At 57.9% G+C, this 23,548-nt stretch carries 22 protein-coding genes; 13 read left to right on the top strand and 9 right to left on the bottom strand.

The window, feature by feature from the left end; genetic code table 11:
* Window positions 1-2 precede the first annotated feature (2 nt).
* Window positions 3-1,295, bottom strand: a complete 1,293-nt coding sequence (locus ACR0FG_RS07395; RefSeq protein WP_480891582.1) for an O-acetylhomoserine aminocarboxypropyltransferase/cysteine synthase family protein — start codon at window positions 1,293-1,295, stop codon at window positions 3-5.
* Window positions 1,296-1,368: 73 nt separating this feature from the next.
* Window positions 1,369-2,364 (bottom strand): hypothetical protein, encoded by a 996-nt coding sequence (locus ACR0FG_RS07390; protein ID WP_480891580.1) that lies wholly within the window; start codon window positions 2,362-2,364, stop codon window positions 1,369-1,371.
* A 152-nt stretch (window positions 2,365-2,516) separates the two neighbouring features.
* Here ACR0FG_RS07390 and ACR0FG_RS07385 point away from each other — a divergent pair, with 152 nt between their 5' ends.
* From ACR0FG_RS07385 to preA, 3 genes are all read left to right on the top strand, one after another.
* Complete coding sequence (locus ACR0FG_RS07385; RefSeq protein ID WP_480891578.1) at window positions 2,517-3,149, top strand: cupin domain-containing protein; 633 nt, start codon at window positions 2,517-2,519, stop codon at window positions 3,147-3,149.
* 159 nt (window positions 3,150-3,308) lie between these two features.
* Window positions 3,309-4,643, top strand: coding sequence for an NAD(P)-dependent oxidoreductase (locus ACR0FG_RS07380; RefSeq protein WP_480891577.1), 1,335 nt, complete (start codon window positions 3,309-3,311; stop codon window positions 4,641-4,643).
* A 46-nt stretch (window positions 4,644-4,689) separates the two neighbouring features.
* Entirely contained in the window at window positions 4,690-5,994 is a 1,305-nt protein-coding gene (gene preA, locus ACR0FG_RS07375) for an NAD-dependent dihydropyrimidine dehydrogenase subunit PreA (RefSeq protein ID WP_480891575.1), read from the top strand.
* A 306-nt stretch (window positions 5,995-6,300) separates the two neighbouring features.
* Here preA and ACR0FG_RS07370 read toward each other — a convergent pair whose 3' ends face one another.
* On the bottom strand, window positions 6,301-6,909 hold the full coding sequence (locus tag ACR0FG_RS07370; protein WP_480891573.1) for a TetR family transcriptional regulator C-terminal domain-containing protein: 609 nt from the start codon (window positions 6,907-6,909) through the stop codon (window positions 6,301-6,303).
* Between the two features lie 171 nt (window positions 6,910-7,080).
* Here ACR0FG_RS07370 and ACR0FG_RS07365 point away from each other — a divergent pair, with 171 nt between their 5' ends.
* The 10 genes from ACR0FG_RS07365 (at window position 7,081) to ACR0FG_RS07320 (ending at window position 16,417) form a co-directional block, all read left to right on the top strand.
* On the top strand, window positions 7,081-8,331 hold the full coding sequence (locus ACR0FG_RS07365) for a Zn-dependent hydrolase (RefSeq protein ID WP_480891570.1): 1,251 nt from the start codon (window positions 7,081-7,083) through the stop codon (window positions 8,329-8,331).
* 92 nt (window positions 8,332-8,423) lie between these two features.
* Complete coding sequence (hydA, locus tag ACR0FG_RS07360) at window positions 8,424-9,878, top strand: dihydropyrimidinase (protein WP_480891567.1); 1,455 nt, start codon at window positions 8,424-8,426, stop codon at window positions 9,876-9,878.
* A gap of 55 nt (window positions 9,879-9,933) precedes the next feature.
* Window positions 9,934-10,731: an ABC transporter ATP-binding protein gene (locus tag ACR0FG_RS07355; protein WP_480891565.1), complete on the top strand. Its 798-nt coding sequence runs from the start codon at window positions 9,934-9,936 to the stop codon at window positions 10,729-10,731.
* A complete protein-coding gene (locus ACR0FG_RS07350; protein ID WP_480891562.1) occupies window positions 10,731-11,162 on the top strand; it encodes a GNAT family N-acetyltransferase in 432 nt (143 codons plus the stop codon). The genes ACR0FG_RS07355 and ACR0FG_RS07350 overlap by 1 nt, the downstream gene beginning before the upstream one ends.
* A complete protein-coding gene (locus ACR0FG_RS07345; RefSeq protein ID WP_170716788.1) occupies window positions 11,159-12,076 on the top strand; it encodes an ABC transporter permease in 918 nt (305 codons plus the stop codon). Before ACR0FG_RS07350 ends, ACR0FG_RS07345 begins: the two co-directional genes overlap by 4 nt.
* Window positions 12,073-12,918: an ABC transporter permease gene (locus tag ACR0FG_RS07340; protein WP_480891559.1), complete on the top strand. Its 846-nt coding sequence runs from the start codon at window positions 12,073-12,075 to the stop codon at window positions 12,916-12,918. Before ACR0FG_RS07345 ends, ACR0FG_RS07340 begins: the two co-directional genes overlap by 4 nt.
* A 63-nt stretch (window positions 12,919-12,981) precedes the next feature.
* On the top strand, window positions 12,982-13,971 hold the full coding sequence (locus tag ACR0FG_RS07335) for an ABC transporter substrate-binding protein (protein ID WP_480891556.1): 990 nt from the start codon (window positions 12,982-12,984) through the stop codon (window positions 13,969-13,971).
* A 155-nt stretch (window positions 13,972-14,126) separates the two neighbouring features.
* Complete coding sequence (locus tag ACR0FG_RS07330; RefSeq protein ID WP_170716783.1) at window positions 14,127-14,840, top strand: ABC transporter permease; 714 nt, start codon at window positions 14,127-14,129, stop codon at window positions 14,838-14,840.
* Window positions 14,833-15,567 (top strand): ATP-binding cassette domain-containing protein, encoded by a 735-nt coding sequence (locus ACR0FG_RS07325; protein WP_480891553.1) that lies wholly within the window; start codon window positions 14,833-14,835, stop codon window positions 15,565-15,567. The genes ACR0FG_RS07330 and ACR0FG_RS07325 overlap by 8 nt, the downstream gene beginning before the upstream one ends.
* Window positions 15,568-15,601: 34 nt before the next feature.
* Window positions 15,602-16,417 carry an ABC transporter substrate-binding protein gene (locus ACR0FG_RS07320; RefSeq protein WP_480891551.1) on the top strand — a complete coding sequence of 272 codons (816 nt, stop codon included), beginning with the start codon at window positions 15,602-15,604 and terminating at the stop codon, window positions 16,415-16,417.
* A 41-nt stretch (window positions 16,418-16,458) separates the two neighbouring features.
* Here the strand turns inward: ACR0FG_RS07320 and ACR0FG_RS07315 are convergent, their stop codons facing one another.
* The 6 genes from ACR0FG_RS07315 to ACR0FG_RS07290 form a co-directional block, all read right to left on the bottom strand.
* Window positions 16,459-17,331: a substrate-binding domain-containing protein gene (locus ACR0FG_RS07315; protein WP_480891549.1), complete on the bottom strand. Its 873-nt coding sequence runs from the start codon at window positions 17,329-17,331 to the stop codon at window positions 16,459-16,461.
* Entirely contained in the window at window positions 17,332-17,457 is a 126-nt protein-coding gene (locus tag ACR0FG_RS07310) for a hypothetical protein (RefSeq protein WP_480891547.1), read from the bottom strand.
* Between the two features lie 19 nt (window positions 17,458-17,476).
* The gene (locus ACR0FG_RS07305; protein WP_480891545.1) at window positions 17,477-18,733 is read right to left on the bottom strand and encodes a c-type cytochrome; all 1,257 of its coding nucleotides are present in this window, start codon (window positions 18,731-18,733) and stop codon (window positions 17,477-17,479) included.
* The gene (locus ACR0FG_RS07300) at window positions 18,734-19,915 is read right to left on the bottom strand and encodes a formate dehydrogenase subunit gamma (RefSeq protein ID WP_480891542.1); all 1,182 of its coding nucleotides are present in this window, start codon (window positions 19,913-19,915) and stop codon (window positions 18,734-18,736) included.
* Window positions 19,916-20,034: 119 nt separating this feature from the next.
* On the bottom strand, window positions 20,035-20,628 hold the full coding sequence (gene fdh3B / locus ACR0FG_RS07295; protein WP_010439472.1) for a formate dehydrogenase FDH3 subunit beta: 594 nt from the start codon (window positions 20,626-20,628) through the stop codon (window positions 20,035-20,037).
* 12 nt (window positions 20,629-20,640) lie between these two features.
* Window positions 20,641-23,535 (bottom strand): formate dehydrogenase subunit alpha, encoded by a 2,895-nt coding sequence (locus ACR0FG_RS07290; protein ID WP_480891539.1) that lies wholly within the window; start codon window positions 23,533-23,535, stop codon window positions 20,641-20,643.
* Window positions 23,536-23,548 lie beyond the last annotated feature (13 nt).

Below are 23,548 nucleotides of genomic sequence, written 5' to 3'. Positions count from 1 at the left end.
ACCTATGCGCCGGCCTTGGACAACGCTTGATCCAGATCAGCGATCAGATCGTTTGCATCTTCGATCCCGATTGATACGCGCACCACATTCGGGCTTGCACCTGCGGCTTCTTGCTGTTCCGGCGTCAGCTGGCGGTGCGTGGTCGATGCCGAATGGATAATCAGCGATCGCGCGTCGCCCAGATTGGCAACATGGCTGAAAATCTCCAGCGCATTGACCAGTTTGATGCACGCGTCATAGCCACCCTTAACGGCAAAGGTGAACAGGGCACCCGCGCCGCGCGGATAGTGCGATTTGACGCGATCATGATAGGGCGAAGAGGGCAGACCGGCATAGGTCACGTAATCGACGCGGTCGTCCGCCTCAAGCCAGGCCGCGATCTTTTGCGCGTTCTCAACATGCCGTTCCATCCGCAAGGACAGGGTTTCGATTCCCATCAGCGTGTAATGGGCCGCTTGTGGGTTCATGGTCATGCCCAGATCGCGCAGGCCGATGGCGATGCTGTGGAAGGTGAAGGCCAGCGGGCCGAACGTCTCGTGGAATTTCAAGCCGTGATAGGCGGGTTCCGGTTCACTGAGCGAGGGGAACTTGTCATTTGCCGACCAGTCGAATTTGCCTGAGTCGACGATGCAACCGCCGGTGACGGTGCCGTTGCCGGTCAGATATTTGGTGGTCGAATGCACTACCAGCGTCGCGCCATGTTCGATCGGGCGGCACAGGTAGGGCGTGGCCGAGGTGTTGTCTACGATCAGCGGAATGCCCGCACCATCGGCCACATCTGCCAACGCACGGATATCCGTGACATAGCCGCCGGGGTTGGCAATGGATTCGCAGAACACTGCACGGGTGTTTTCGTCGATGGCGTCCTTGACGGCATCCAGATCATCGGTGTCAACAAACTTTGCTGACCAGCCAAAGCGTTTGATCGTCTGGCTGAACTGCGTGACCGTGCCGCCATACAGACGGGTCGAGGCCACCACGTTGCAGCCCGGACCCATAAGCGGGAACAGCGCCATGATCTGCGCTGCGTGACCCGAGGAACAGCAGACCGCGCCTACGCCGCCTTCCAGCGTTGCGACGCGTTCCTGCAGAACGGCAACCGTGGGGTTGGTCAGGCGCGAATAGATGAACCCGACCTCTTGCAGGTTGAACAACGCCGCCGCGTGATCGGCGTCGCGGAACACATACGCGGTAGTTTGATAGATCGGTGTCTGCCGCGCTCCGGTCGCCGGATCGGGGCGGGCACCTGCGTGAATTTGCAGCGTATCAAAGCCATATTGGGGGCCGTCGGACATCTTCAAATCTCCTGTTGGATTATAGTGTTGTTTGAATGTCTAGGGCATTGGCAGGCCGCGCACAACGCTGGCGTCAGCGTTGCCACAATCCCTTGGACTTGATGGCCTTGCGAATGATCTGCTCGCGCTGGGGCAGGTTTTCACGGTCAAACATATCGCGGATTTTGCGACCCTTGCCCTGATAGATCAGCTTTTTCATCGGATCATAGGTCTTGAGAACCTTCTTGATCTTGTTCGGTGCGCTGGCCTTTTCCAGCGTCTCGATCACCTGATCGCGTTCCCGCGCATAGAGCAAGGGGAACAGGCGATAGTGGCAACTGACCGAACCATCCAGATACCTGGCTGGTAAGGCATCACGGCCACCACCGAATGAATGGATCACCAAAGGCAGAGCGGCCTGATCCAACCAAGGATCCAGCTTTTGCCCGGTCAATTCGGGGATATCTTCGTCGCGAATGGTTCGGGCGTAATCCAGATAACGCGCGCCAAACTCACGCGGGCATCTGTAATAGAAATAGCCTGCATTAAAGTACAGAAATCTGCGCCAGTAGTTTTCGGGCTGGCTGGTATCCAAAGAGCTTTCGAAATCCAGCCCAAACCGATCATATAGCGCTCGCCAGATGCCTTCATAGCCGGGGCCATAAAGTGTTGGCTTGGGCCAGGTGCCTTCAACTTTCAACGACGCGCAGGGGCGATCAAAGTCAAAGGGCACTTCTGCAAGTTCACCAGTGATCAGCGTGTCGCTGTCAAAAAACACAAACGGCTCACCCTCGGGCAGGGCCATCAATGCCTCGATTTTGTTGCCGTGCGGATAGCTTTCGCCAAAGACGTGGTTTTCGAAGGGAATGATTTCGACGCCGAGATGCGCAAGCGCGTTCAGGACATCCGGGTTCTTGATGCTTGGATCGCTGCTCCATCGCGGTCCCGCCTGCGGAACCGCAACGATCAACCGTCCTGAAAACTGCGGAGAAGACTGACGCAGAGAGGCAGCGAATAGCACGGCTTCGAACTGAACTCGGTTGTTCTGCCCGACGACGACGACATTAAACTCGGTGGGGTTCGCCTGCATTTACGTGCTTTCTTCTTCTGGCCTTGTCCGGGCAGTGTTGAACCGCAATTACAGCAACTGGGGTGAGCCGTCAAAACCCGATACACGCTAAGGTTTGAAAAACATGGTATCGGGACCATGTAGTACAGCATCGGTCAATCAGGAGATCACTCATGCGGGTCAATGCAGATTTCAGCAAACGCGTCGCGGTTCACTTTGACGACAACGAATGGGTCGCTTCTCCGGCGGCGGGGGTCGAGCGTAAGATGCTGGACCGGATCGGAGAAGAAGTCGCGCGCGCCACGACCATTGTCCGCTTTGCACCTGGCAGCGCCTTTGCGGCCCATACCCATGATGGTGGCGAAGAATATCTGGTTCTCGATGGGGTTTTTCAGGATGAGACCGGGGATTTCCCGGTTGGCAGCTATGTGCGCAACCCGCCGACCTCGTCGCATACCCCATCCGCAAGCGAGGGGGCAACAATACTGGTCAAGCTGCATCAGTTCGATCCTGAAGACCGTACCGAAGTGCGACGCTCGATCAACGGAGCGGGCAACCTGAAGCTGTTTCAGGATGCGAACGAGGATGTTCAGGTGCAGGACTGGCTTGCGGGAGAGGTAGTGACACTTGATGCCGAACACGGGCTTGAAATTTTTGTTATTGACGGTGACTACACCGAAGCTGGCGAGGAATTTGGCAAATGGGATTGGCTTCGGCTGCCGCCCGGAACCCAATCAACCGCCACGGCGGGTGAGGCGGGCGCACGGGTCTGGATCAAATCCGGTCATCTTGGCGGCATGGTCTGACGCCGAAACGCCTCAAAATATGGCAAACTTCATAAGAATCCGGGCCATTTCGTCCGGATTTTTCATTTTTTGACCATTTGGCAAATTTTACCAATTGATAAAAAATCAATTTGTGGCAAGCTGGAGCTCATAACGAACATATCTACAGGGAGTAGAGCGATGGCACAGGGCCAGATGGCACCCGGGATTGTCCCAGGGCGGCTTTCCAGCGATGAGCTGACCTCGAATTTCACCGATCTGCATCCGCCACTGGCCCCGCATGAGGCCGCGGTTGCCGCTGATCGATGCTATTTCTGCTATGACGCACCATGCGTGACGGCCTGTCCGACGGATATCGATATTCCTCTGTTCATTCGGCAGATTCAGGCCGGACAGCCCAAGGCGGCAGGGCAAACCATTCTGGAACAAAACATTCTGGGCGGCATGTGCGCGCGCGTCTGTCCGACCGAAACGCTGTGCGAAGAGGCGTGCGTGCGTGAGGCTGCCGAGGGCAAGCCGGTCGAGATCGGTCGTCTGCAGCGGTTTGCAACCGACGATGTTATGGCCTCGGGTGAACATCCGTTCGAACGTGCCCAGGCGACGGGTAAAACCGTTGCGGTGGTGGGTGCGGGCCCTGCCGGGCTTGCCTGTGCGCACAGGCTAGCGATGCTGGGTCATGACGTTGTGATCCACGAATCCAAGCCCAAGCCGGGGGGGCTGAACGAATACGGAATTGCCGCGTACAAATCGACCAACGACTTTGCACAGGCCGAGGTCGACTGGCTGCTGAAAATCGGTGGCATCGCGATTGAGACAGGTTCGGTTCTGGGTGAGACAATCTCGCTGGATGGGCTGGCCGAGAACTATGATGCGGTATTCCTGTCCATCGGTCTTGCGGGCGTAAATGCTCTGCGCGCGCCGGGGTCGGACAAGGATGGTGTTCGAAACGCGGTCGACTTCATCTCGGACGTGCGGCAGGCGAGTGACCTTGCGCATCTGCCAGTGGGGCGGAATGTGGTTGTCATCGGCGGTGGTATGACTGCAGTTGATGCGGCGGTGAAGTCCAAGCTGCTGGGGGCCGAGCATGTGACCATCGCCTACCGCCGTGATCGCGATGCCATGGGGGCCAGCCGGTATGAACAGGATCTGGCCGCCTCGCACGGCGTTCGGATCATGACGAATGTTCAACCCGTCGCGGTGCACGGAAACGGCGCGTCCGCTGAGATCGAACTGGAGTATACATCCAGTCAGAACGGAACTTTGACCGGCACGGGCGAGATGGTTCGTTTGCCTGCTGATCAGGTCCTCAAAGCGATTGGCCAGACGTTGGAAGGCACGCCGGACGGCTTGACGCTGGACGGCAGCAAAATCGCTGTCACGCAGGGTGGTCGGACCTCTCTGCAAGGCGTCTGGGCCGGTGGGGATTGTGCAGCGGGTGGCGATGACCTGACTGTTACGGCCGTCGCCGAAGGGCGCGATGCAGCAATGGACATCCACGCAAACCTGAGCGCGTGAAACTCACTATCTAAAGATGTAGATTTACATCAGGGAGGCCGTACAAATGGCTGATTTAACGACAAACTTTCTGGGAATTTCCAGCCCGAATCCGTATTGGCTGGCGTCTGCTCCACCAACGGACAAGGAATACAACGTGCGCCGCGCGTTTGAGGCCGGTTGGGGTGGCGTGGTCTGGAAAACGCTGGGATCAGAGGGCCCGCCGGTCGTCAATGTGAACGGCCCGCGCTACGGCGCAATCTACGGCGCGGATCGGCGGCTGTTGGGTCTGAACAACATCGAACTGATCACCGACCGGCCCTTGGAGGTGAACCTTGAGGAGATGGCGCGGGTCAAGGCCGACTACCCGGATCGCGCGCTGATCGCTTCGATCATGGTTCCGTGTGAGGAAGCGGCGTGGAAAGCCATTCTGCCACGCGTCGCCGAGACCGGTGCCGACGGGATCGAGTTGAACTTTGGCTGCCCGCACGGGATGAGCGAGCGCGGCATGGGATCTGCAGTTGGGCAGGTGCCGGAATACATCGAGATGGTTACACGTTGGTGCAAGCAATACTATGACCGTCCGGTGATCGTGAAACTGACGCCCAATATCACAGATATTCGCAAGCCTGCCGCGGCGGCCAGAAATGGCGGGGCGGATGCGGTGTCGCTGATCAACACGATCAACTCGATCACCAGCGTTGATCTGGACACGTTCAGCCCCGAACCGTCGATCGATGGCAAGGGCAGTCATGGCGGCTATTGCGGCCCTGCGGTGAAGCCAATCGCCCTGTCGATGGTATCCGAGATTGCGCGGGCCGAGGCGACACATGGTCTGCCGATTTCTGGGATCGGCGGCGTCACCACTTGGCGGGACGCGGCCGAGTTCATGTCGCTGGGCTGCGGTACGGTTCAGGTGTGTACGGCGGCGATGACCTATGGGTTCAAGATCATCGACGAACTGACTTCTGGACTGTCTGAATGGATGGACCAAAAGGGCTATTCAAACGTGTCTGAAATTGTTGGGCGCGCGGTGCCGAATGTCACGGATTGGCAATATCTGAACCTCAACTATGTGGCCAAAGCCAAGATCGATCAGGATCAGTGCATCAAATGCGGTCGTTGCTATGCCGCGTGTGAGGATACCAGCCATCAGGCAATCTCGATGTCTGCAGACCGCGTGTTTGAGGTGCTGGACGACGAATGCGTCGCTTGTAACCTTTGTGTTGATGTTTGCCCGGTTGAGGGCTGCATCTCGATGGTACCGATGAAAGCTGGCGAAGTTGACCCGCGAACCGGAAACGCCGTGCAGGAGGAGTATGCCAATTGGACGACACATCCGAACAACCCAATGGCGCGGGCGGCGGAATAGGAGATTCTTCGTCGAAAAATCTCGACCGAGAAAATTCTTTGAATTTTCTCAGAACAGAATGTCGATGGGTCCGTTGTGGCGGGTGACGATGTATTGATTGGCGGTGCGGATCAGATGGTATCCGCGCCGCCTTATTTCCTGCTGAAACCGTTCTTGCCCAACCTCCCGCTCAACCCAGCAATCGACCTGCGAACAACCGCGCCGCGACGGCCAGATTTTATTGAAAACATCTGAGCAATCCAGGGGTCAGGGTTGGGGCGTGGGGAAATCATGCTGCGACTCTGAGGCAGCGAGGTTAACCGGTGCTTATGGCGTCAGCAATTTACGGTAGAGCGTGTCGATAAACGGACCGGCCCCGTCAAACGGGTCTTCTTCCCCCAATATCGCCCGCACCTGTACATCAAAATCGGCATAGTGCTGGGTCAGTGCCCAGATCGAGAAAATCAGGTGATGTGGGTGCAGCCTGGCGATTTTGCCCTGATCCATCCAATTTGTCAGGATGGTCGCCTTTTCATCCACCAGCATTCTCAGATCGTTGGACAGTGCGTCGTGAATGCGCGGGGCGCCCTGAACCAGTTCGTTGGCGAACAGGCGGCTTTCGCGCGGCAACTCGCGGCTCATCTGTAGCTTGCGATGAATGTAGGACAGGATTTCCTGCATCGGGTCACCATCAGCGTCCAGTTCGTGTAGGGGGGCCAGCCAGATCTCAAGCAACCCGGACAAAAGTGCCGTGTGGATCGCTTCTTTCGATGGGAAATAGTACAGCAGGTTAGGTTTGCTCAGGCCCGATTCAGCGGCGATCTGGTCAACTGTGGCGCCGCGAAACCCATGCGCTGAAAACACGTTCAGGGCGGCCTCGAGTATCGCGGCGCGATTCTTTTTTTGTATTCTGGTTGGGGCGCGGTCTTTGGGCATGGTTCCTGATCGTCTGATTTCCCGAGATGCTGGCGCCAAATATGCCGAAATTTCCAGCGACGCCACGCAATTTCTTGACTGATGTAGAACCCGTGATAGCGTTAGTTTGACCAGATGGTCAAATCAAGACACCAAAAGCGAGCCAAATCGCAAGCGACAGGGAAAATCAAGATGGCAGCTCCGGCGCAGAACCTCAGGATCAATGGCGACAGGCTGTGGGACAGCCTGATGGAGATGGCCAAGATCGGCCCCGGCGTGGCAGGTGGCAACAATCGCCAGACGCTGACGGATGAAGATGCCGAAGGGCGCGCACTGTTTCAAAAATGGTGTGAAGATGCGGGCTGTTCGATGGGGCTGGACCAGATGGGCAATATGTTCGCTCGTCGCGAAGGGACGGATCCCGATGCGCTGCCGGTTTATGTTGGATCACATCTGGATACGCAGCCTACGGGTGGCAAGTATGACGGGGTGTTGGGCGTTCTGGGCGGTTTGGAAATCATCCGAACACTCAACGATCTGGGCATTAAGACCAAACACCCGATTGTCGCGACCAACTGGACCAACGAGGAAGGCACTCGGTACGCACCTGCGATGCTGTCTTCGGGTGTGTTTGCCGGGATGCATACTCAGGACTGGGCCTATGATCGCGAGGATGCGGAAGGGAAGAAGTTCGGCGATGAGCTACAACGTATTGGCTGGCGCGGTGACGAAGAGGTTGGTGCGCGCAAGATGCATGCGTTTTTCGAACTGCATATTGAACAGGGACCAATCCTTGAAGCCGAAGACAAAGATATCGGGGTGGTCACACATGGGCAGGGGCTGAGCTGGACTCAGATAACTGTCACCGGCAAGGATGCGCATACCGGCTCGACCCCGATGCCCATGCGCAAGAACGCCGGGTTGGCGATGGCGCGGATATTGGAGAAAGTGGATGAGATCGCGTGGTCTCATGCGCCTCATGCGGTGGGTGCAGCGGGGCATATCGACGTATATCCGAACTCGCGCAACGTGATCCCGGGTAAGGCAGTGGTTACGGTCGATTTCCGCTCGCCCGAGTTGGAGGTCATTACGGATATGGAAAACCGGTTGCGTGTTGCTGCAGAAGACATCGTTAACGAGATGGGTCTGCAGATCGAATTCGAGAAAGTCGGTGGCTTTGATCCTGTGAAGTTTGACGATGGCTGCGTGGCCGCTGTGCGCGACGCGGCCGAGCGGTTGGGGTATTCGCACACGGATATCATTTCAGGCGCGGGGCATGATGCCTGCTGGATCAACCGGGTTGCGCCGACGGCGATGGTGATGTGCCCCTGTGTGGATGGGTTGAGCCACAACGAGGCCGAAGAAATCAGCAAAGACTGGGCTGCTGCCGGGGCGGATGTTCTGTTTCACGCGGTCGTCGAGACGGCGGAGATCGTGGAATAGGGGGCTCTGCCCCCGTCGCCCGATGGGCGACTCCCCCGGGATATTTTTAGACAGATGAAGCAAGCGGCGCAGACCGCATCAGGGAGTTTAAAATGAGCACTGTTATCAAGAACGGGACCGTCCTGACGGCGGATTTGACCTATAAGGCAGATGTGAAGGTCGAAGGTGGCGTGATCACTGAGATCGGACCGAACCTGAAAGGTGACAAGGAGTTGGACGCAACCGGGTGCTATGTCATGCCGGGCGGAATTGATCCGCATACGCATCTTGAGATGCCGTTCATGGGAACCTATTCCAGCGATGATTTCGAAAGCGGCACGCGGGCGGCGCTGGCGGGCGGTACGACTATGGTGGTTGATTTTGCGCTGCCAAATCCGGGCGAAAGCCTGCTGGATGCGTTGAAGCGCTGGGACAACAAGTCGACGCGCGCGAATTGCGACTATTCGTTTCATATGGCGGTGACATGGTGGGGGGAGCAGGTTTTCAACGACATGAAAACCGTTGTTGAGGAGCGTGGGATCAACACATTCAAGCATTTCCTTGCCTACAAAGGTGCGTTGATGGTGAATGACGATGAGCTATTCGCATCCTTCACGCGACTGGCCGAATTGGGTGGGGTGGCAATGGTCCATGCCGAGAACGGAGATGTTGTCGCCGAACTCAGCGCCAAGCTGCTGGCCGAAGGGAATACCGGGCCCGAGGCACACGCCTATTCCCGTCCGCCGCAGGTTGAGGGTGAGGCGACCAACCGCGCCATCATGATCGCGGACATGGCGGGTGTGCCGCTTTATGTCGTGCATACCTCGTGTGAAGAGGCGCATGAAGCGATCCGGCGGGCCAAAATGCAGGGCAAGCGGGTCTGGGGAGAGCCCTTGATCCAACACCTGACGCTGGATGAGAGCGAGTATTTCCACCAAGATTGGGACCACGCCGCGCGGCGGGTGATGAGCCCTCCGTTCCGGAACAAGCAGCATCAGGACAGCCTGTGGGCGGGTCTGCATTCGGGTACACTTAGCGTTGTGGCTACCGATCATTGTGCGTTTACGACCGAGCAAAAGCGATACGGCGTCGGTGATTTCACCAAGATACCGAACGGTACCGGAGGGCTGGAAGACCGGCTACCGATGCTGTGGACGCATGGGGTGAATACCGGGCGGTTGACGCCTCAGGAGTTTGTGGCCGTCACCTCAACAAACATTGCCAAGATATTGAATTGTTACCCGAAAAAAGGTGCCATTCTGGTTGGTGCGGATGCTGATATCGTGGTTTGGGATCCTGAGAAATCCAAGACGATCACCGCTGACACGCAGCAATCCGCGATCGACTACAACGTGTTTGAAGGCAAAGATGTCAAAGGGTTGCCGCGCTTTACCCTGACACGTGGACAGGTCGCGGTTCATGACGGCGAAATCCGAACGCAGGAAGGTCACGGTGAGTTTGTTGCGCGTGAAGCCAACAGCCATGTGAACAAGGCTTTGAGCACCTGGAAAGAACTGACCGCGCCGCAGCCAATAGAACGGTCGGGTATTCCGGCGACGGGTGTTTGATGCATACGGGCCGCCAGCGCGGCGGCCCAAAGCCAAATCTTTTCAAGGCAATGGAATGACAATTGAAAGTACGACCCAGCCTGTCATCGAAGCAAGGCAGCTGGACCTCACCTTCCAAACCAATGACGGGCCGGTCCATGCGCTCAAGAACGTAGATCTGAGTATCGACAAGGGTGAGTTCGTGAGTTTCATCGGACCGTCCGGTTGCGGCAAGACAACGTTCTTGCGATGCATCGCAGCACTTGAGACGCCAACTGGTGGATCGCTGACCGTCAACGGGATGTCACCGGATGACGCGCGGCGAAACCGGGCCTATGGCTATGTCTTTCAGGCGGCGGGATTGTATCCTTGGCGAACGATTGCAAAGAACATCAAACTGCCGCTTGAGATCATGGGTTATTCGGCCGCCGAGCAGGATGAGCGTGTCAAGAATGTGCTGGAACTTGTTGATCTAGAAGGGTTTGGGGGTAAGTTCCCCTGGCAGTTGTCGGGCGGGATGCAACAACGGGCCAGTATCGCGCGCGCGCTTGCATTCGATGCGGATATTCTGCTGATGGATGAGCCGTTCGGCGCATTGGACGAAATTGTACGCGATCATCTGAACGAACAGCTTTTGGCGCTGTGGTCGCGAACCCAAAAGACAATCGGCTTTGTGACGCATTCAATCCCCGAGGCCGTGTATCTGAGCACAAAAATTGTGGTCATGAGCCCGCGACCCGGGCGGATCACCGATGTGATCGACAGCCCTTTGCCGAAAGAGCGGCCTCTGGACATTCGCGACACGCCAGAGTTCATTGAGGTCGCCCATCGTGTACGTGAAGGGTTACGTGCCGGTCATGGGGATGAAGTCTGATGCCGGGTGACGCTATCAGAAGAGCCACGCCGGACGATGTACCAGCCTGTGCGCATGTCATCGCAAAGTGGATGGCGCAGACCGACTGGATGCCCGAGGAATTGTCGGAGGAAGAACTGGCGGCGCTGATCCTTGAGGCTTTTCCAGAACGCGAAATCTGGGTCGCGGGTGATCCGGTGGATTGTTATATGTCGGTCGATCCCAAGTCGCAGAAAGTTGGGGCCTTATATTGCCTGCGGACGGGTCAAGGAATTGGCAAGCAACTGTTGGACCTGGCAAAATCCGGGCGCGATCAGCTTTGGCTTACTACTCACGTGCCCAATACGTCTGCGCAGAAATTCTATCGGCGTGAAGGGTTCATGGCGACGGGCACCGAGCCTCCGACGCCGCCGGACACGGTGCCGGTCATCCGGATGGAGTGGCGGGCATGAAGCAGTTCACAGCCGTAATGTGGGTGATCGCCGCGATCATTGCGATCTGGTACATCGCTTGTATCCCGATGAATATCGACAGTGCGCTGAACGCGGCTGAACGTGCAGGGGAAGAGGTTGATCCGCCGACGGCCAAAGAAAGGTTGCTGGAATACGATATTGTTCTGGTTTGGGACAACAGCTTTGCCATCCCGGAAACCTGGGAGCAGGACCGTCCGCGATTGCCCGCACCGCATGACGTTATCCTGGAGCTGTGGGACTCGACCATCAATAAGAAGATCACATCCAAGCGGTCACTGGTCTATCACGGATGGATCACACTAAGTGCGACGATGCTTGGATTCGCGATAGGCACCGGGCTGGGCATTTTGCTGGCAATCGGTATTGTGCATAGCCGCGTGATGGACCTGTCGGTCATGCCATGGGCCATTGTCAGCCAGACAATCCCGATTATTGCACTGGCGCCGATGATTATCGTGGTTTTGTATTCGGTGGGTGTTCAGGGGCTTATTCCCAAAGCGATCATCTCGGCCTATCTCAGCTTTTTTCCTGTCGTTGTGGGCATGGTGAAAGGGCTGCGCAGCCCGGATGCGATGCAACTTGACCTGTTACGCACTTACAATGCGAGCCGCGCGCAGGGCTTCTGGAAACTGCGCTTGCCTGCGTCGATGCCTTACCTGTTTACGTCGCTGAAAATCGGCGTTGCAGCATCGCTGGTCGGCGCCATTGTGGGTGAGCTTCCAACTGGCGCGGTTGCCGGATTGGGCGCGCGTCTGCTGGCGGGCAGCTATTACGGCCAGACCGTGCAAATTTGGTCGGCCCTGTTTGGTGCCGCCATTTTGGCGGCGTGCCTGGTGGGACTGCTGGGGCTGATCGAGCGTGTGGTGCTAAGGCGGATGGGAATGGCGCAATGATGTTTGTGTTACTCGCTCTGCTCATCTGGATTGGAGGCTGGTGGCTGAACACGCGACTGGCCAGCGGACCGCAGGCAAACAGTCGAATGGTTCGGTTTCTTGCTCCGCTGATCTTTGGTCTGACCATCATTATTGTCTGGGAACTGCTGGTGCGCGGACTTGAGGTGCCTCTGGTTATCCTTCCTGCGCCAACCGTCATTGCCCATCGATTTGGCGACAGCCTGCCGATACTCTGGGCGGATTTTGTGCAGACGATCCTCAAAGGTGCGCTCAGCGGATATGTCATTGGGTGTGGCGCAGCGTTTCTGACGGCAATTGCTGTTGATCGATGGGATTTCCTGCGTCTGGGGTTGCTTCCTGTGGGCAATTTCGTGGCCGCTCTGCCCATCGTCGGGACCGCGCCCATCCTTGTTATGTGGTTCGGCTTTGACTGGCACTCAAAGGCCGCGGTGGTCGTGGTGATGGTGTTCTTTCCCATGCTGGTCAACACGGTTGCCGGTCTGCGAGAAGCCTCCGCAATGCAGCGCGATCTGATGGAGACCTATGCTGCAACCTACTGGCAAAGCTTTCTGAAGCTGCGCCTGCCTGCGGCAATGCCGTTTGTTTTCAACGGCCTGAAGATTTCGACGACTTTGGCACTGATCGGCGCTATTGTGGCCGAGTTCTTCGGCTCGCCCACTGTGGGCATGGGGTTCCGGATTTCGACAAGCGTTGGTCAGTTGTCGCTGGACATGGTCTGGGCCGAGATCGTCGTGGCCGCGTTGTCCGGTACGGCTTTCTATGGACTGGTAGCCGGGATCGAAAAAACCGTGACGTTCTGGCACCCATCACAACGTGGATAAAGAGGGAATAATTCCAAAGACCCCAAACAACGGGGCAACCAAAAGCAACTAGGAGAAGTGAAGATGAACAAGCTACTTAGCGGGGCCATTGCAGCCTTTGGTCTGGCAGCCGGTACGGCCTTTGCCGCGGATGAAGTGACGTTGCAGCTGAAATGGGTCACCCAAGCGCAGTTCGCAGGCTATTACGTCGCCAAGGACAAGGGGTTCTACGAAGAAGAAGGGCTGGATGTCACGATCCTTCCCGGTGGTCCTGACATCGCACCGACGCAGGTGATTGCAGGTGGCGGCGCTGACGTGACCGTTGAATGGATGCCCGCCGCACTTGCCGCGCGTGAAAAGGGGTTGCCGTTGGTGAACATCGCGCAGCCGTTCAAAAGCTCGGGCATGATGCTGACGTGTTGGAAAGATGCGGGTATCTCATCACCTGATGACCTGAAGAATCGCACCTTGGGCGTTTGGTTCTTTGGCAACGAATTCCCGTTCATGAGCTGGATGAGCCAGTTGGGGATTTCGACTGATGGAAAAAGCGACAGCGGCGTCGAAGTGTTGAAACAAGGTTTCAATGTTGATCCTCTGCTGCAGCGTCAGGCCGATTGCATCAGTACGATGACCTACAACGAATATTGGCAGGTGATCGACGCCGGGGTCAGCCCGGACGAACTGGTGACATTCAAATACGAAGATCAGGGCGTCGCGACGCTGGAAGACGGTCTTTATGTTCTTGAAGAGAACCTGAGCGACGCCGCATTTGTTGACAAAATGGAGCGGTTTGTTCGCGCCTCGATGAAGGGTTGGAAATATGCCGAGGAGAACCCGGCAGAGGCCGCCGAGATCGTGTTGGAAAACGATGAAACCGGTGCACAGACCGAAGAACATCAAAACCGCATGATGGGCGAAATTGCCAAGTTGACCGCTGGTTCAAACGGCGCGCTGGATCCGGCTGATTTTGATCGGACTGTCAGCACTCTGCTGGCGGGCGGTTCCGACCCCGTCATCACCAAAGAGCCCGAAGGCGCCTGGACGCATCAGATCACGGATGCAGCTTTGAACTGATCCAAAGCACATTAGCAAAATGCAACGCGGCCCCTTTCGGGGCCGCGTTTCTTGTTTGTTTTGCCGTAAACGTGACTGCACTTGACGGCCGAACGACTTACTATTTCACTGTAATTTGGCGCATTATGTGCATCAAATGCGGGCGTGTGTAGAAAATGCAGGGATTTGCATCAGAATTCAAAATGGCGATGTCTCTGATCCTTCAAGGGGATGCAGAGCTTTGGTCCATTGTGCTGCTTTCCCTGCGTGTTTCCGTCTTTGCGGTGCTGATTTCTGCGCTGATCGGGATGCCTGTCGGCGCAGCGCTTGCCGTAGCCCGGTTTCCGGGACGACGCGTCCTGATCGTTCTGATGAATGCGCTGATGGGGTTCCCGCCGGTTGTGGTGGGCTTGTTGGTTTACCTGATGCTGTCACGCTCCGGCCCGCTGGGCGTGCTTGAACTGCTTTATACGCCCACCGCGATGATCATCGCGCAGGTCGTTCTGGTGACGCCAATCATTGCTGCGCTGACGCGGCAGGTGGTTGAGATGTTGGCCGAGGAATATGCCGAACAACTGCGCTCGCTGGGGGTATCCCGGTTGGCCTCGGTTCCTGTGCTGTTGTGGGATGCGCGGCTTGCGCTGGTCACAGCGCTGCTGGCCGGATTTGGACGGGCCATCGCCGAGGTTGGTGCGGTGATCATCGTCGGGGGCAACATCAACCACGTCACGCGCGTGATGACGACGACCATCGCGTTGGAAACGTCGAAAGGGAACCTTGCGTTGGCGCTGGCTTTGGGCGCGATCCTGATCGGGATTGCCATCGCCGTGAACGCAATGGTCAGCACCTTGACCATCCGCGCCGAGCAGGAGGGCCTGCGCCATGCGTGATCTGATGCACGAAAATATCGGTCGTCTTGAGGTGCGCGATGTGCAAATTGCCCGCAAGGGCAAGGTCTTGCTGGATGTCTCTGAACTGCTTCTGGACGAACCGGGACCAACGCTGATCCTTGGGCCGAACGGGGCGGGGAAAAGCCTGTTGCTAAGGTGTTTGCACGGTCTGATATCACCGGATCGCGGGCGCGTTCTGCAGGGTGGTATCGCGCTGAATGCGGGGCACAAAGCGAGACAGGCGATGGTGTTTCAACAGCCGGTTTTATTGCGACGATCGGTGGCTGCAAATCTGGATTTTGTCCTGAAACGCCTGGGTTTGGCCCGGGCAGCGCGCAAGCAGAAGATCGTGGACCTGCTGTCCGAGGGTGGCTTGGCTGACAAGGCCAGACAATCGGCCCGTTCCTTGTCGGGTGGCGAAGCACAGCGATTGGCGATATTGCGCGCGCTCGCATTGTCACCGGACACGCTGTTTCTGGACGAACCCACCAGCGCGCTTGATCCGGCGGCAACGCAGATGATCGAGCGGATGGTACTGCGTGCTTCGGCTCGTGGGGTGCGTATCGTGATGGTTACGCATGACATCGGTCAGGCCCGTAGGTTGGCTGCGGATATTGTCATGATGCAGGGCGGGAATGTGGTTGAACACGGCACAGCACAGCAGGTATTGAACACCCCCGTAAGCGAAGCATCCCGTCGCTATCTGGCCGGTGGGTTGGTCACATAATGCAGAGTCTATTTTGATTTTACGGAGATCTTTGATGATCCGAAATTTGATCGGGACCATGTTGGCAATCTTTGGCCTTTCGGTTTTGCCTGCGGCAGCGGAAGAGCCGTTTATCGTGGTGCAATCCACGACATCGACGCAAAATTCGGGCCTGTTGGACTATATTCTTCCGGGATTTGAGGCGGAAACCGGTATTGACGTACGTGTTGTTGCAGTTGGCACCGGGCAGGCCATTCGGAACGCCATCAATGGGGACGGGGACGTTCTGCTGGTGCATTCAAAACCCGCAGAAGAGCAGTTTGTGGCGGATGGCTGGGGCGTTGAGCGGTTTGATGTCATGTACAATGATTTTGTGCTGGTGGGGCCCAAATCTGATCCCGCAGGGATCAGAGGGGGTGATGATATCGTGGCTGCGCTTACCGCGATTGCGGAGGCTGAGGTTCCGTTTGCATCTCGTGGGGATGACAGCGGCACGCACAAGTCAGAAATGGCGCATTGGCAGAGTGCAGCGATTGACCCAACAGGTGCATCCGGAACCTGGTATCGGGAAACCGGCTCGGGCATGGGCGCGACGCTGAATGTAGCCAGCGGTATGGGCGCTTATGTTCTGACGGATCGCGCTACGTGGCTGTCATTCGGCAATCGCGGCGATCTTGAGGTTTTGGTGGAAGGCGATCCGCGCCTGTTCAACCAGTATGGCGTGATTCTTGTGAACCCCGAAAGACATGCGGGTGTACGCGCCGCGGCGGGGCAGAGGTTCATCGATTGGCTGACTGGCCCGGACGGACAGGCTGCGGTTGCGTCTTATACGCTGGATGGGCAGCAATTGTTCTTTCCCAACGCGCAGTAGTTTCGCCTTCGGCGAGAGTATTTTTGAAAAGATGAAGAGATTCAGCCATTTGCACCATTGTGGTGGATTTGGCCCAGGCCAGACAGGTCATAACCGCCCAGTTCTGCCGCGCGTTGGCTGAAACGAGGGCCGTGCAGGAAATCGATCAGGGTTAACATGGGTGCCTCAAAGAAGGCCCGTCGCCATACGGCCAGATCCAGGCGCTCGGCATGGGTGGGGTGAAAGTTCAGGCCGTAGAACCCGGCCAACGCACCCAGACCAAAGCCGATTTCGGCTTTGCCATCACGCAGGGCTAGAGCCAGTTCCTCTTCGGTGCGGGCGCAGACGGGCAGGGTTTCAAGATCGTCGCGTGTGAGGCCATGGACTTTGAGCTGCGCGTCGAACAGGTGCTGACTTGCGGCACTGTCCTGCCGCAGGATCACGCGGCGGCCCTTGATATCGGAAAATCCAGCGATACCAGTGACGCCGGGTGCAAGCAGCAGCCCGCGCTGACGCTGCGCGATTTCGTACAGGATCACCGGGGCTTCGCCGACCGCATCTCGTAACGACCCGGAGTTGAACCCGTCTGTCTCGTGAATATGCAGGGCGGTCGCCTGTGCGCTGCGGTTGCTCAGTCGGGTCAGGCCATCAAATGAACCGTCATAGTAGGTCGCCAGCCCCGAACCGCTTTCGCGTAAGGCCCAGTCGAGCAGGGGATCATGACTGCCGGCGACGATCGGCGGCAGGGGCGGTTCTGCGACTTGTGGACCGGAACGCGAGGCGTTGAGCCAAGCGATGATCTCGTCCTTTGGAAACAACAGCTTTCCCATCGCCCGCACGCAGGGAATTTCGCCCGAAGATGCCAGATCATAGGCTTTGCGTTCGCCGATACGCAGCATCTCGGCCAATTCCCGGGTAGTCAGGTATTGCGACATTCAATCGAGACGAACGGCTTGGCCGGATGTTGTATCAGCAGCGCTGAACCCGATCTGATCCAGAGCAATTGGTGCGGCGACTGTAATCACGGCCATTGCAGCGACCGCGGCGAGAAAAGCCTTCATCGTTTCCTCCGGTTCTGTTTCAGGGCGCAGTAGCACGGCGCAGAAAGGCAATCAAATCCGCACGGTCCTGCGCCTGAGCAATGCGTTGCATCGGCATTTTGGACCCCGGAATATAGTGATCCGGCCCTTCGTCGAACAGAGCGTTTATTGTTTCGTCATTCCAAATGATATCAGAGTCTTGTAGCGTATCCGAGTATAAATATTCAGGAAGGCTGCCTGCCTTTCGGTCGAAAATTCGATACAGCGTCGGGCCTGCGCGGCGTTGGCCGTCAGGCGTCAGGCTATGGCAGATTGAGCATTTTCGCACGAACTGCCGTTCTCCGTTTTCCATTTCTTCGGGATTCTTGAGATAGCTGGGCTCGGATGCGGCCATCTGATCCTGATCCGATAACGCCGAGACAGGCCAACTGTACATCGCTTCGTCAATGCCTCCGGCATGGATGTTCTGACCATCAGCCGAGAATGCCAGCGCCCAAACTGGGCCACGCAAAGTCGCGCGAAAATCCTGTGCGATGCGCCATTCGGTCGTATCGATGACCATGATGTATCCCTCGCCATCGCCGACGGCCAACAACCGGCGGTCGGGGCTGAGGGCCAGCGCAAGGATCGGACGGCGACCGAGCGTGAAGTCCCGTTCCTCCCGCGTCATCAGGTCAAGAATACGTGTGACACCGTCCACCGCTCCGTAGGCGATCCAGTTATCTTGTGCATTCAGGACCAGTTCGTTTATGCCAAAACCGTGCTCGACCAAACGGTTGATTTCCTGACCGCTGGCGACATCCCAGATGCGCAGCACACCGTCGACTCCGGCAGAATACAACTGCGATCCGTCCGGCGAGAAGACAACGGCGTTCACACCGCTGCCTGTAGGACCCAGCGTCACGGGCATTGCGCCATCGACAGGCCACAAGCCGATTGTGCCATCCCAACTGGCCGTTGCCACATGGGCTTTTGATGCGGCGATGCCGACAATCTTGCCCTTGTGTTGCCCGACAATTTGCCCCCCGGGCCACCGGCGCAGAGTGAAGTCATCGCCTGCCGAGTAAATGGCGGTACCGTTGAAGACGACGGAATTGACCGCAGCCTCGTGGCCTTCCAGCCATTGCGGGGATTGCCCAGTCCACAACCCCACCGAATTGTCAAAGCTGGCCGTGGCAATGCGACCGTCCGGGGCTGCAGCGATACCCATGATTGGTCCGCCATGACCCTTGAGCGTAAAGAACTCGGACCATGCGGGCAGGGGCACCAGAACCAGAGCCAGAAGCAGTTTGCGCATCTATTCCGCAGGTGAGGCCGCGCCTTTGCCGGCCTCTTTTGCCTGCACCTCTTCCAGCCAAAGAGAGTGATGCTCGCGCGCCCATTGCTCTTCAACCTGGCCGGTTCCCATGGCGTCAAATGCGCCTTCCATGCCGACCGACCCCAGGTAGATATGGGCCAGAATAATCGCGATAAAGGCGTAGGCGACCATGACGTGCCAGATCTGGGCGTATTGCATTTCCTCTTGAGGGGACATCTGCACGGGCAGGTTCAGGCCCAGTGTTTGTGGGATGCCAGTGGCGTTGGCAATTGAGAACGTCTTGGCGAACAAAGGCATCTCAAACGGAAACAGCAGCGAAAGGCCGGACAGGCTGATCGAGACGCCCAGCAGGATGCAGGCCCAGAAGATGATCTTTTGGCCTGCGTTGAATTTCTTGGCGGGTGGGTGGCTGCCCTTTGTGAATAGACCACCGCCCGCAGCAAGCCATTTCAGGTCAACGCGGTTTGGAATATTGTGGGCGATCCAGTTCAAAGTGACGATTATCAGCCCCAGCATGAACGCCCAGGCCAGATTGTTGTGCAACCATTTGCAACCTTGGGCGATTACTGCGAACCCTTCTTTGCCGAAGATCGGGATCAGGAAATCTCGGCCATAAAGTGTAAGCAATCCGGTAATGCCGAGGATCAGGAACGATCCCGCAAAGAGCCAATGGCCGAACCGTTCGAACCCGTTGAAGCGGATCACCGTTCGGCCGGATTTTTCCCCATCAATGCGGATTTTCCCGCGGATGACGAAAAACAGCAAAATCACGACCAGCATACCACCAATGATGTAAGTGCCATATTCCCGCAGCAGACCCGTGCGGAAATTCAGCCACCACATGCCGCCGTCCTGAATCAGGACGCTTGCGGCGGGGCCTTGCGACGACACGGTGACATCTGCCGATCCATACCGCAGCGCCCGGTACACGTCGCTGTCCGAGGCGACGCCTTGCGTACCCAGCTGACCCATCAGACCTTCGACATTTCCTTGCCCGGTATTTTGGGACCGATAGCTATTGTCCACCTTTTCGCCGCGCTGACGGGCCAGAATATCTTCGAGCGTTGTCGCGCCGCCGGTTGTGGCGCGGTCGGGGGCGTCCTGCGCAAGGGCAGGGACGGTCAGGACTATGAGACAGAACAGAAGTCGCAGAAATGCCATGAGAGCCTCTATGCCAGTTAAATGGCGCTCCGTCCGAAACCGGGCGGGCCGAGTTTTTCGTCGAAAAATCTTGTCTCGCCCCGGCGCAAGCGTGTAGCGCCGGGGCGGATGGTGCGTGATCAGCCGTCTTTCTGATCGTAGGCCGTGCCCCAACCCCAGGCGCCTGAGCCGAAGCCGCGCGCCACAACGCGTTCGCGGTAAACGGCGGACACCACGTCGCCGTCACCGGCAAGCAAGGCCTTGGTGGAACACATCTCGGCGCAGATGGGCAGTTTGCCCTCGGCGATCCGGTTGCGACCGTATTTGGCGAACTCTGCGGTCGAGTGCGTTTCTTCGGGGCCGCCAGCGCAGAAGGTACATTTGTCCATCTTGCCGCGTGATCCGAAGTTGCCCGCTTGCGGGTATTGCGGCGCGCCGAAGGGGCACGCGTAGAAGCAATAGCCGCAGCCAATGCACAGGTCCTTGGAGTGCAGGACGACACCTTCCTCGTTCTGATAGAAGCAGTCGACCGGGCACACCGCCATGCAAGGAGCATCCGAACAATGCATACAAGCCACCGAGATCGAGCGTTCGCCCGGGTTGCCGTCATTGATCGTCACCACCCTGCGGCGGTTGATGCCCCATGGCACTTCGTGCTCGTTCTTACACGCGGTGACACAGGCGTTGCACTCGATGCAGCGTTCAGCGTCGCAGAGAAACTTTGCTCTAGCCATTATCGTCCTCCTTTACGCTGCCCAGATTTTGCAGAGAGTACATTTGGACTCCTGCATCTGGGTTACTGAATCATAGCCATAGGTCTGGGCGGTGTTGGAACTTTCGCCCAAGACATAGGGGTCTGCACCGGCGGGGTATTTCTCCCGCAGGTCCGCGCCCTGGAAATGGCCGCCAAAGTGGAAGGGCATGAAGGCCACGCCAGCGCCGACCCTGTTGGTCAGCATTGCCATCACTTTAACCTTGCCGCCTTCGGGACCTTCGACCCAGACCTGCGCCCCGTCACGAATACCAAGGTTGTTGGCATCGCGCGGGTTGATCTCGACGAACATGTCCTGCTGCAACTCTGCCAGCCATGGGTTCGACCGGCTTTCATCTCCGCCGCCTTCATATTCGACCAGACGACCAGACGTCAGGATTATCGGGTAATCCTTTGAAAAGTCGTTCTTTTGGATCGAAGCATAAAGGGTGGGCAGGCGATAGGCCTGACGGTCCTCGTAGGTCGGATAGTCCTCCACCAGATCGCGCCGGTTGGTATAGAGCGGCTCGCGGTGCAGTGGGATCGGATCCGGGAAGGTCCAGACGACCGCGCGGGCTTTGGCGTTCCCGAAGGGCGCACAACCATGCTTGATCGCAACCCGCTGGATACCGCCGGACAGGTCGGTTTTCCAGTTGGTTTCTGGTCCCGCAACGGCGTCGATTGCCGCGCGTTCCTCGGCGGTCAGATCACCATCCCAGCCAAGATCCATCAGCATCTGCATCGTGAATTCAGGGTATCCATCCTGAATTTCCGATCCAACGCTGTAGACCCCTTCGGCCAGTAGGTTGTCACCATCTCGTTCCACGCCGAAGCGCGCGCGGAAGGTCAGGCCACCCTCGGCCACCGGTTTGGACATATCATACAGGTTCGGTGTCCCCGTATGACCCATTTCCGGTGTGCCCCAGCAGGGCCAGGGCAGACCGTAGTACTCGCCGTCGTTTGGTCCGCCAATAGCTTGCAGCGTGGTTCTGTCGAACGTGTGCTGGTTGGCCATATGGCTTTTTAGACGTTCCGGCGATTGACCGGTATAGCCGATGGTCCAGAGGCCCGAGTTGAACTCACGCGTGATGCTTTCAACATTCGGGGTTTCCGGGTCTTCCATCTCGATATTTCGGAAGAACCGATCTGCCCAGCCGAACTTGTTGGCGAACTTGGCCATGATGACCTCGTCCGGCAGGCTTTCGAACAGCGGATCAACCACCTTGTCGCGCCACTGCAGCGACCGGTTCGAGGCTGTGGCGGATCCCCGGGTTTCGAACTGCGTACAGGCCGGCAACAGATAGACGCCGTCGGTGCGGTCATGCAGAACGGCCGAAACGGTGGGATACGGGTCGATCACGACCAGCATGTCCAGCTTTTCCATCGCCGTCTTCATTTCCGTCATCCGGGTCTGCGAGTTGGGCGCGTGGCCCCACAGAACCATGGCGCGGACATTGTTGTCCTGATCCATGTTGGCCGGGTCTTCCAGAACGCCGTCGATCCAGCGGGAAACAGGGATGCCGCGCTCGTTCTGGAGCGGTTTATCCTTGCCTTCCTTGTCCTTTATCGTGGCGAACTGACCCGCCAGCCATTCGGGATCTTCACCCCAGACACGGGCCCAGTGACCCCAAGCCCCTTTCGACAAACCGTAGTAGCCGGGCAGGGTGTGGGACAGAACACCAAGGTCCGTCGCGCCCTGCACGTTGTCATGACCACGGAAGATGTTGGTGCCACCACCCGAGGTGCCCATGTTGCCCAGCGCAAGCTGAAGCACGCAGTAGGCGCGGGTGTTGTTGTTGCCGTTGGTGTGCTGCGTACCACCCATGCACCACACAACGGTGCCGGGGCGGTTGTTGACCATGGTCCGGGCGACGCGGCGTAGCTGCGAACCGGGCGTGCCGGTGACGCGCTCGACCTCATCCGGGTTCCACTTGGCAACCTCTTCGCGGATCTGGTCCATACCCCAGACACGGGTGCGGATGAACTCTTTGTCCTCCCAGCCGTTGTCGAAGATATGCCACAGGATACCCCAGATCAGTGCGACATCAGTGCCGGGGCGGAAACGGACATATTCATCCGCATGGGCCGCGGTGCGCGTAAAGCGCGGATCGCAAACGATCAGAGGGGCGTTGTTCTGCTCTTTCGCCCGCAGGATATGCAGCAGCGAGACGGGGTGCGCCTCGGCCGGGTTGCCTCCGATGATAAAGATGGCCCGGCTGTTGTGCATGTCGTTGTACGAGTTGGTCATGGCGCCGTAGCCCCATGTGTTCGCAACGCCCGCAACAGTGGTCGAGTGGCAGATACGGGCCTGATGGTCCACGTTGTTCGTGCCCCAGTAGGCGGCGAACTTGCGGAACAGATAGGCCTGTTCGTTATTGTGTTTCGCAGAACCCAGCCAGTACACACTGTCTGGTCCGGATTCTTCGCGGATGTTCATCATGCCGTCGCCGATCTCGTCGATCGCCTGTTCCCAGCTGATGCGCTTCCACTCTCCGCCTTCCTTTTTCATTGGGTACTTCAGGCGGCGCTCACCATGGGCGTGCTCGCGGACCGAGGCCCCCTTGGCGCAGTGTGCACCCAGGTTGAACGGGCTGTCCCAGCCGGGTTCCTGCCCGACCCAGACGCCGTTTTGTACTTCGGCAACGACCGTACAGCCGACCGAGCAGTGGGTGCATACGGATTTGATGTTTTCAACGGCCTGATTGGCCGCTGTCTGGGCGCTGGCTTGCGTCACGGTTCCACCCGTGGCGCTGATCGCGGCAAGGCCGCCGATCGTCAGGCCCGAGCCACGCAGGAACGCGCGGCGATCGACGGTTTTCTCGCCGACCTGGGACAGGATACTTGTCCGCTGGGGGCGTCTCGCAACCCCGTTGGTCTTTTTCCTAAGCATTTCTTTCCTCCCT

Source organism: Ruegeria sp. E1 (assembly GCF_056534225.1).
The sequence above is the reverse complement of the archived record's forward strand: the minus strand, read 5'-3'. Positions and strand labels throughout refer to the sequence as shown.

Bases quoted from the DNA above. Each gene is read 5' to 3' on its own strand.
- ACR0FG_RS07395 (WP_480891582.1), bottom strand. From the start codon at position 1,295: ATGTCCGACGGCCCCCAATATGGCTTTGATACGCTGCAAATTCACGCA.
- ACR0FG_RS07390 (WP_480891580.1), bottom strand. From the start codon at position 2,364: ATGCAGGCGAACCCCACCGAGTTTAATGTCGTCGTCGTCGGGCAGAAC.
- ACR0FG_RS07385 (WP_480891578.1), top strand. From the start codon at position 2,517: ATGCGGGTCAATGCAGATTTCAGCAAACGCGTCGCGGTTCACTTTGAC.
- ACR0FG_RS07380 (WP_480891577.1), top strand. From the start codon at position 3,309: ATGGCACAGGGCCAGATGGCACCCGGGATTGTCCCAGGGCGGCTTTCC.
- preA (WP_480891575.1), top strand. From the start codon at position 4,690: ATGGCTGATTTAACGACAAACTTTCTGGGAATTTCCAGCCCGAATCCG.
- ACR0FG_RS07370 (WP_480891573.1), bottom strand. From the start codon at position 6,909: ATGCCCAAAGACCGCGCCCCAACCAGAATACAAAAAAAGAATCGCGCC.
- ACR0FG_RS07365 (WP_480891570.1), top strand. From the start codon at position 7,081: ATGGCAGCTCCGGCGCAGAACCTCAGGATCAATGGCGACAGGCTGTGG.
- hydA (WP_480891567.1), top strand. From the start codon at position 8,424: ATGAGCACTGTTATCAAGAACGGGACCGTCCTGACGGCGGATTTGACC.
- ACR0FG_RS07355 (WP_480891565.1), top strand. From the start codon at position 9,934: ATGACAATTGAAAGTACGACCCAGCCTGTCATCGAAGCAAGGCAGCTG.
- ACR0FG_RS07350 (WP_480891562.1), top strand. From the start codon at position 10,731: ATGCCGGGTGACGCTATCAGAAGAGCCACGCCGGACGATGTACCAGCC.
- ACR0FG_RS07345 (WP_170716788.1), top strand. From the start codon at position 11,159: ATGAAGCAGTTCACAGCCGTAATGTGGGTGATCGCCGCGATCATTGCG.
- ACR0FG_RS07340 (WP_480891559.1), top strand. From the start codon at position 12,073: ATGATGTTTGTGTTACTCGCTCTGCTCATCTGGATTGGAGGCTGGTGG.
- ACR0FG_RS07335 (WP_480891556.1), top strand. From the start codon at position 12,982: ATGAACAAGCTACTTAGCGGGGCCATTGCAGCCTTTGGTCTGGCAGCC.
- ACR0FG_RS07330 (WP_170716783.1), top strand. From the start codon at position 14,127: ATGCAGGGATTTGCATCAGAATTCAAAATGGCGATGTCTCTGATCCTT.
- ACR0FG_RS07325 (WP_480891553.1), top strand. From the start codon at position 14,833: ATGCGTGATCTGATGCACGAAAATATCGGTCGTCTTGAGGTGCGCGAT.
- ACR0FG_RS07320 (WP_480891551.1), top strand. From the start codon at position 15,602: ATGATCCGAAATTTGATCGGGACCATGTTGGCAATCTTTGGCCTTTCG.
- ACR0FG_RS07315 (WP_480891549.1), bottom strand. From the start codon at position 17,331: ATGTCGCAATACCTGACTACCCGGGAATTGGCCGAGATGCTGCGTATC.
- ACR0FG_RS07310 (WP_480891547.1), bottom strand. From the start codon at position 17,457: ATGAAGGCTTTTCTCGCCGCGGTCGCTGCAATGGCCGTGATTACAGTC.
- ACR0FG_RS07305 (WP_480891545.1), bottom strand. From the start codon at position 18,733: ATGCGCAAACTGCTTCTGGCTCTGGTTCTGGTGCCCCTGCCCGCATGG.
- ACR0FG_RS07300 (WP_480891542.1), bottom strand. From the start codon at position 19,915: ATGGCATTTCTGCGACTTCTGTTCTGTCTCATAGTCCTGACCGTCCCT.
- fdh3B (WP_010439472.1), bottom strand. From the start codon at position 20,628: ATGGCTAGAGCAAAGTTTCTCTGCGACGCTGAACGCTGCATCGAGTGC.
- ACR0FG_RS07290 (WP_480891539.1), bottom strand. From the start codon at position 23,535: ATGCTTAGGAAAAAGACCAACGGGGTTGCGAGACGCCCCCAGCGGACA.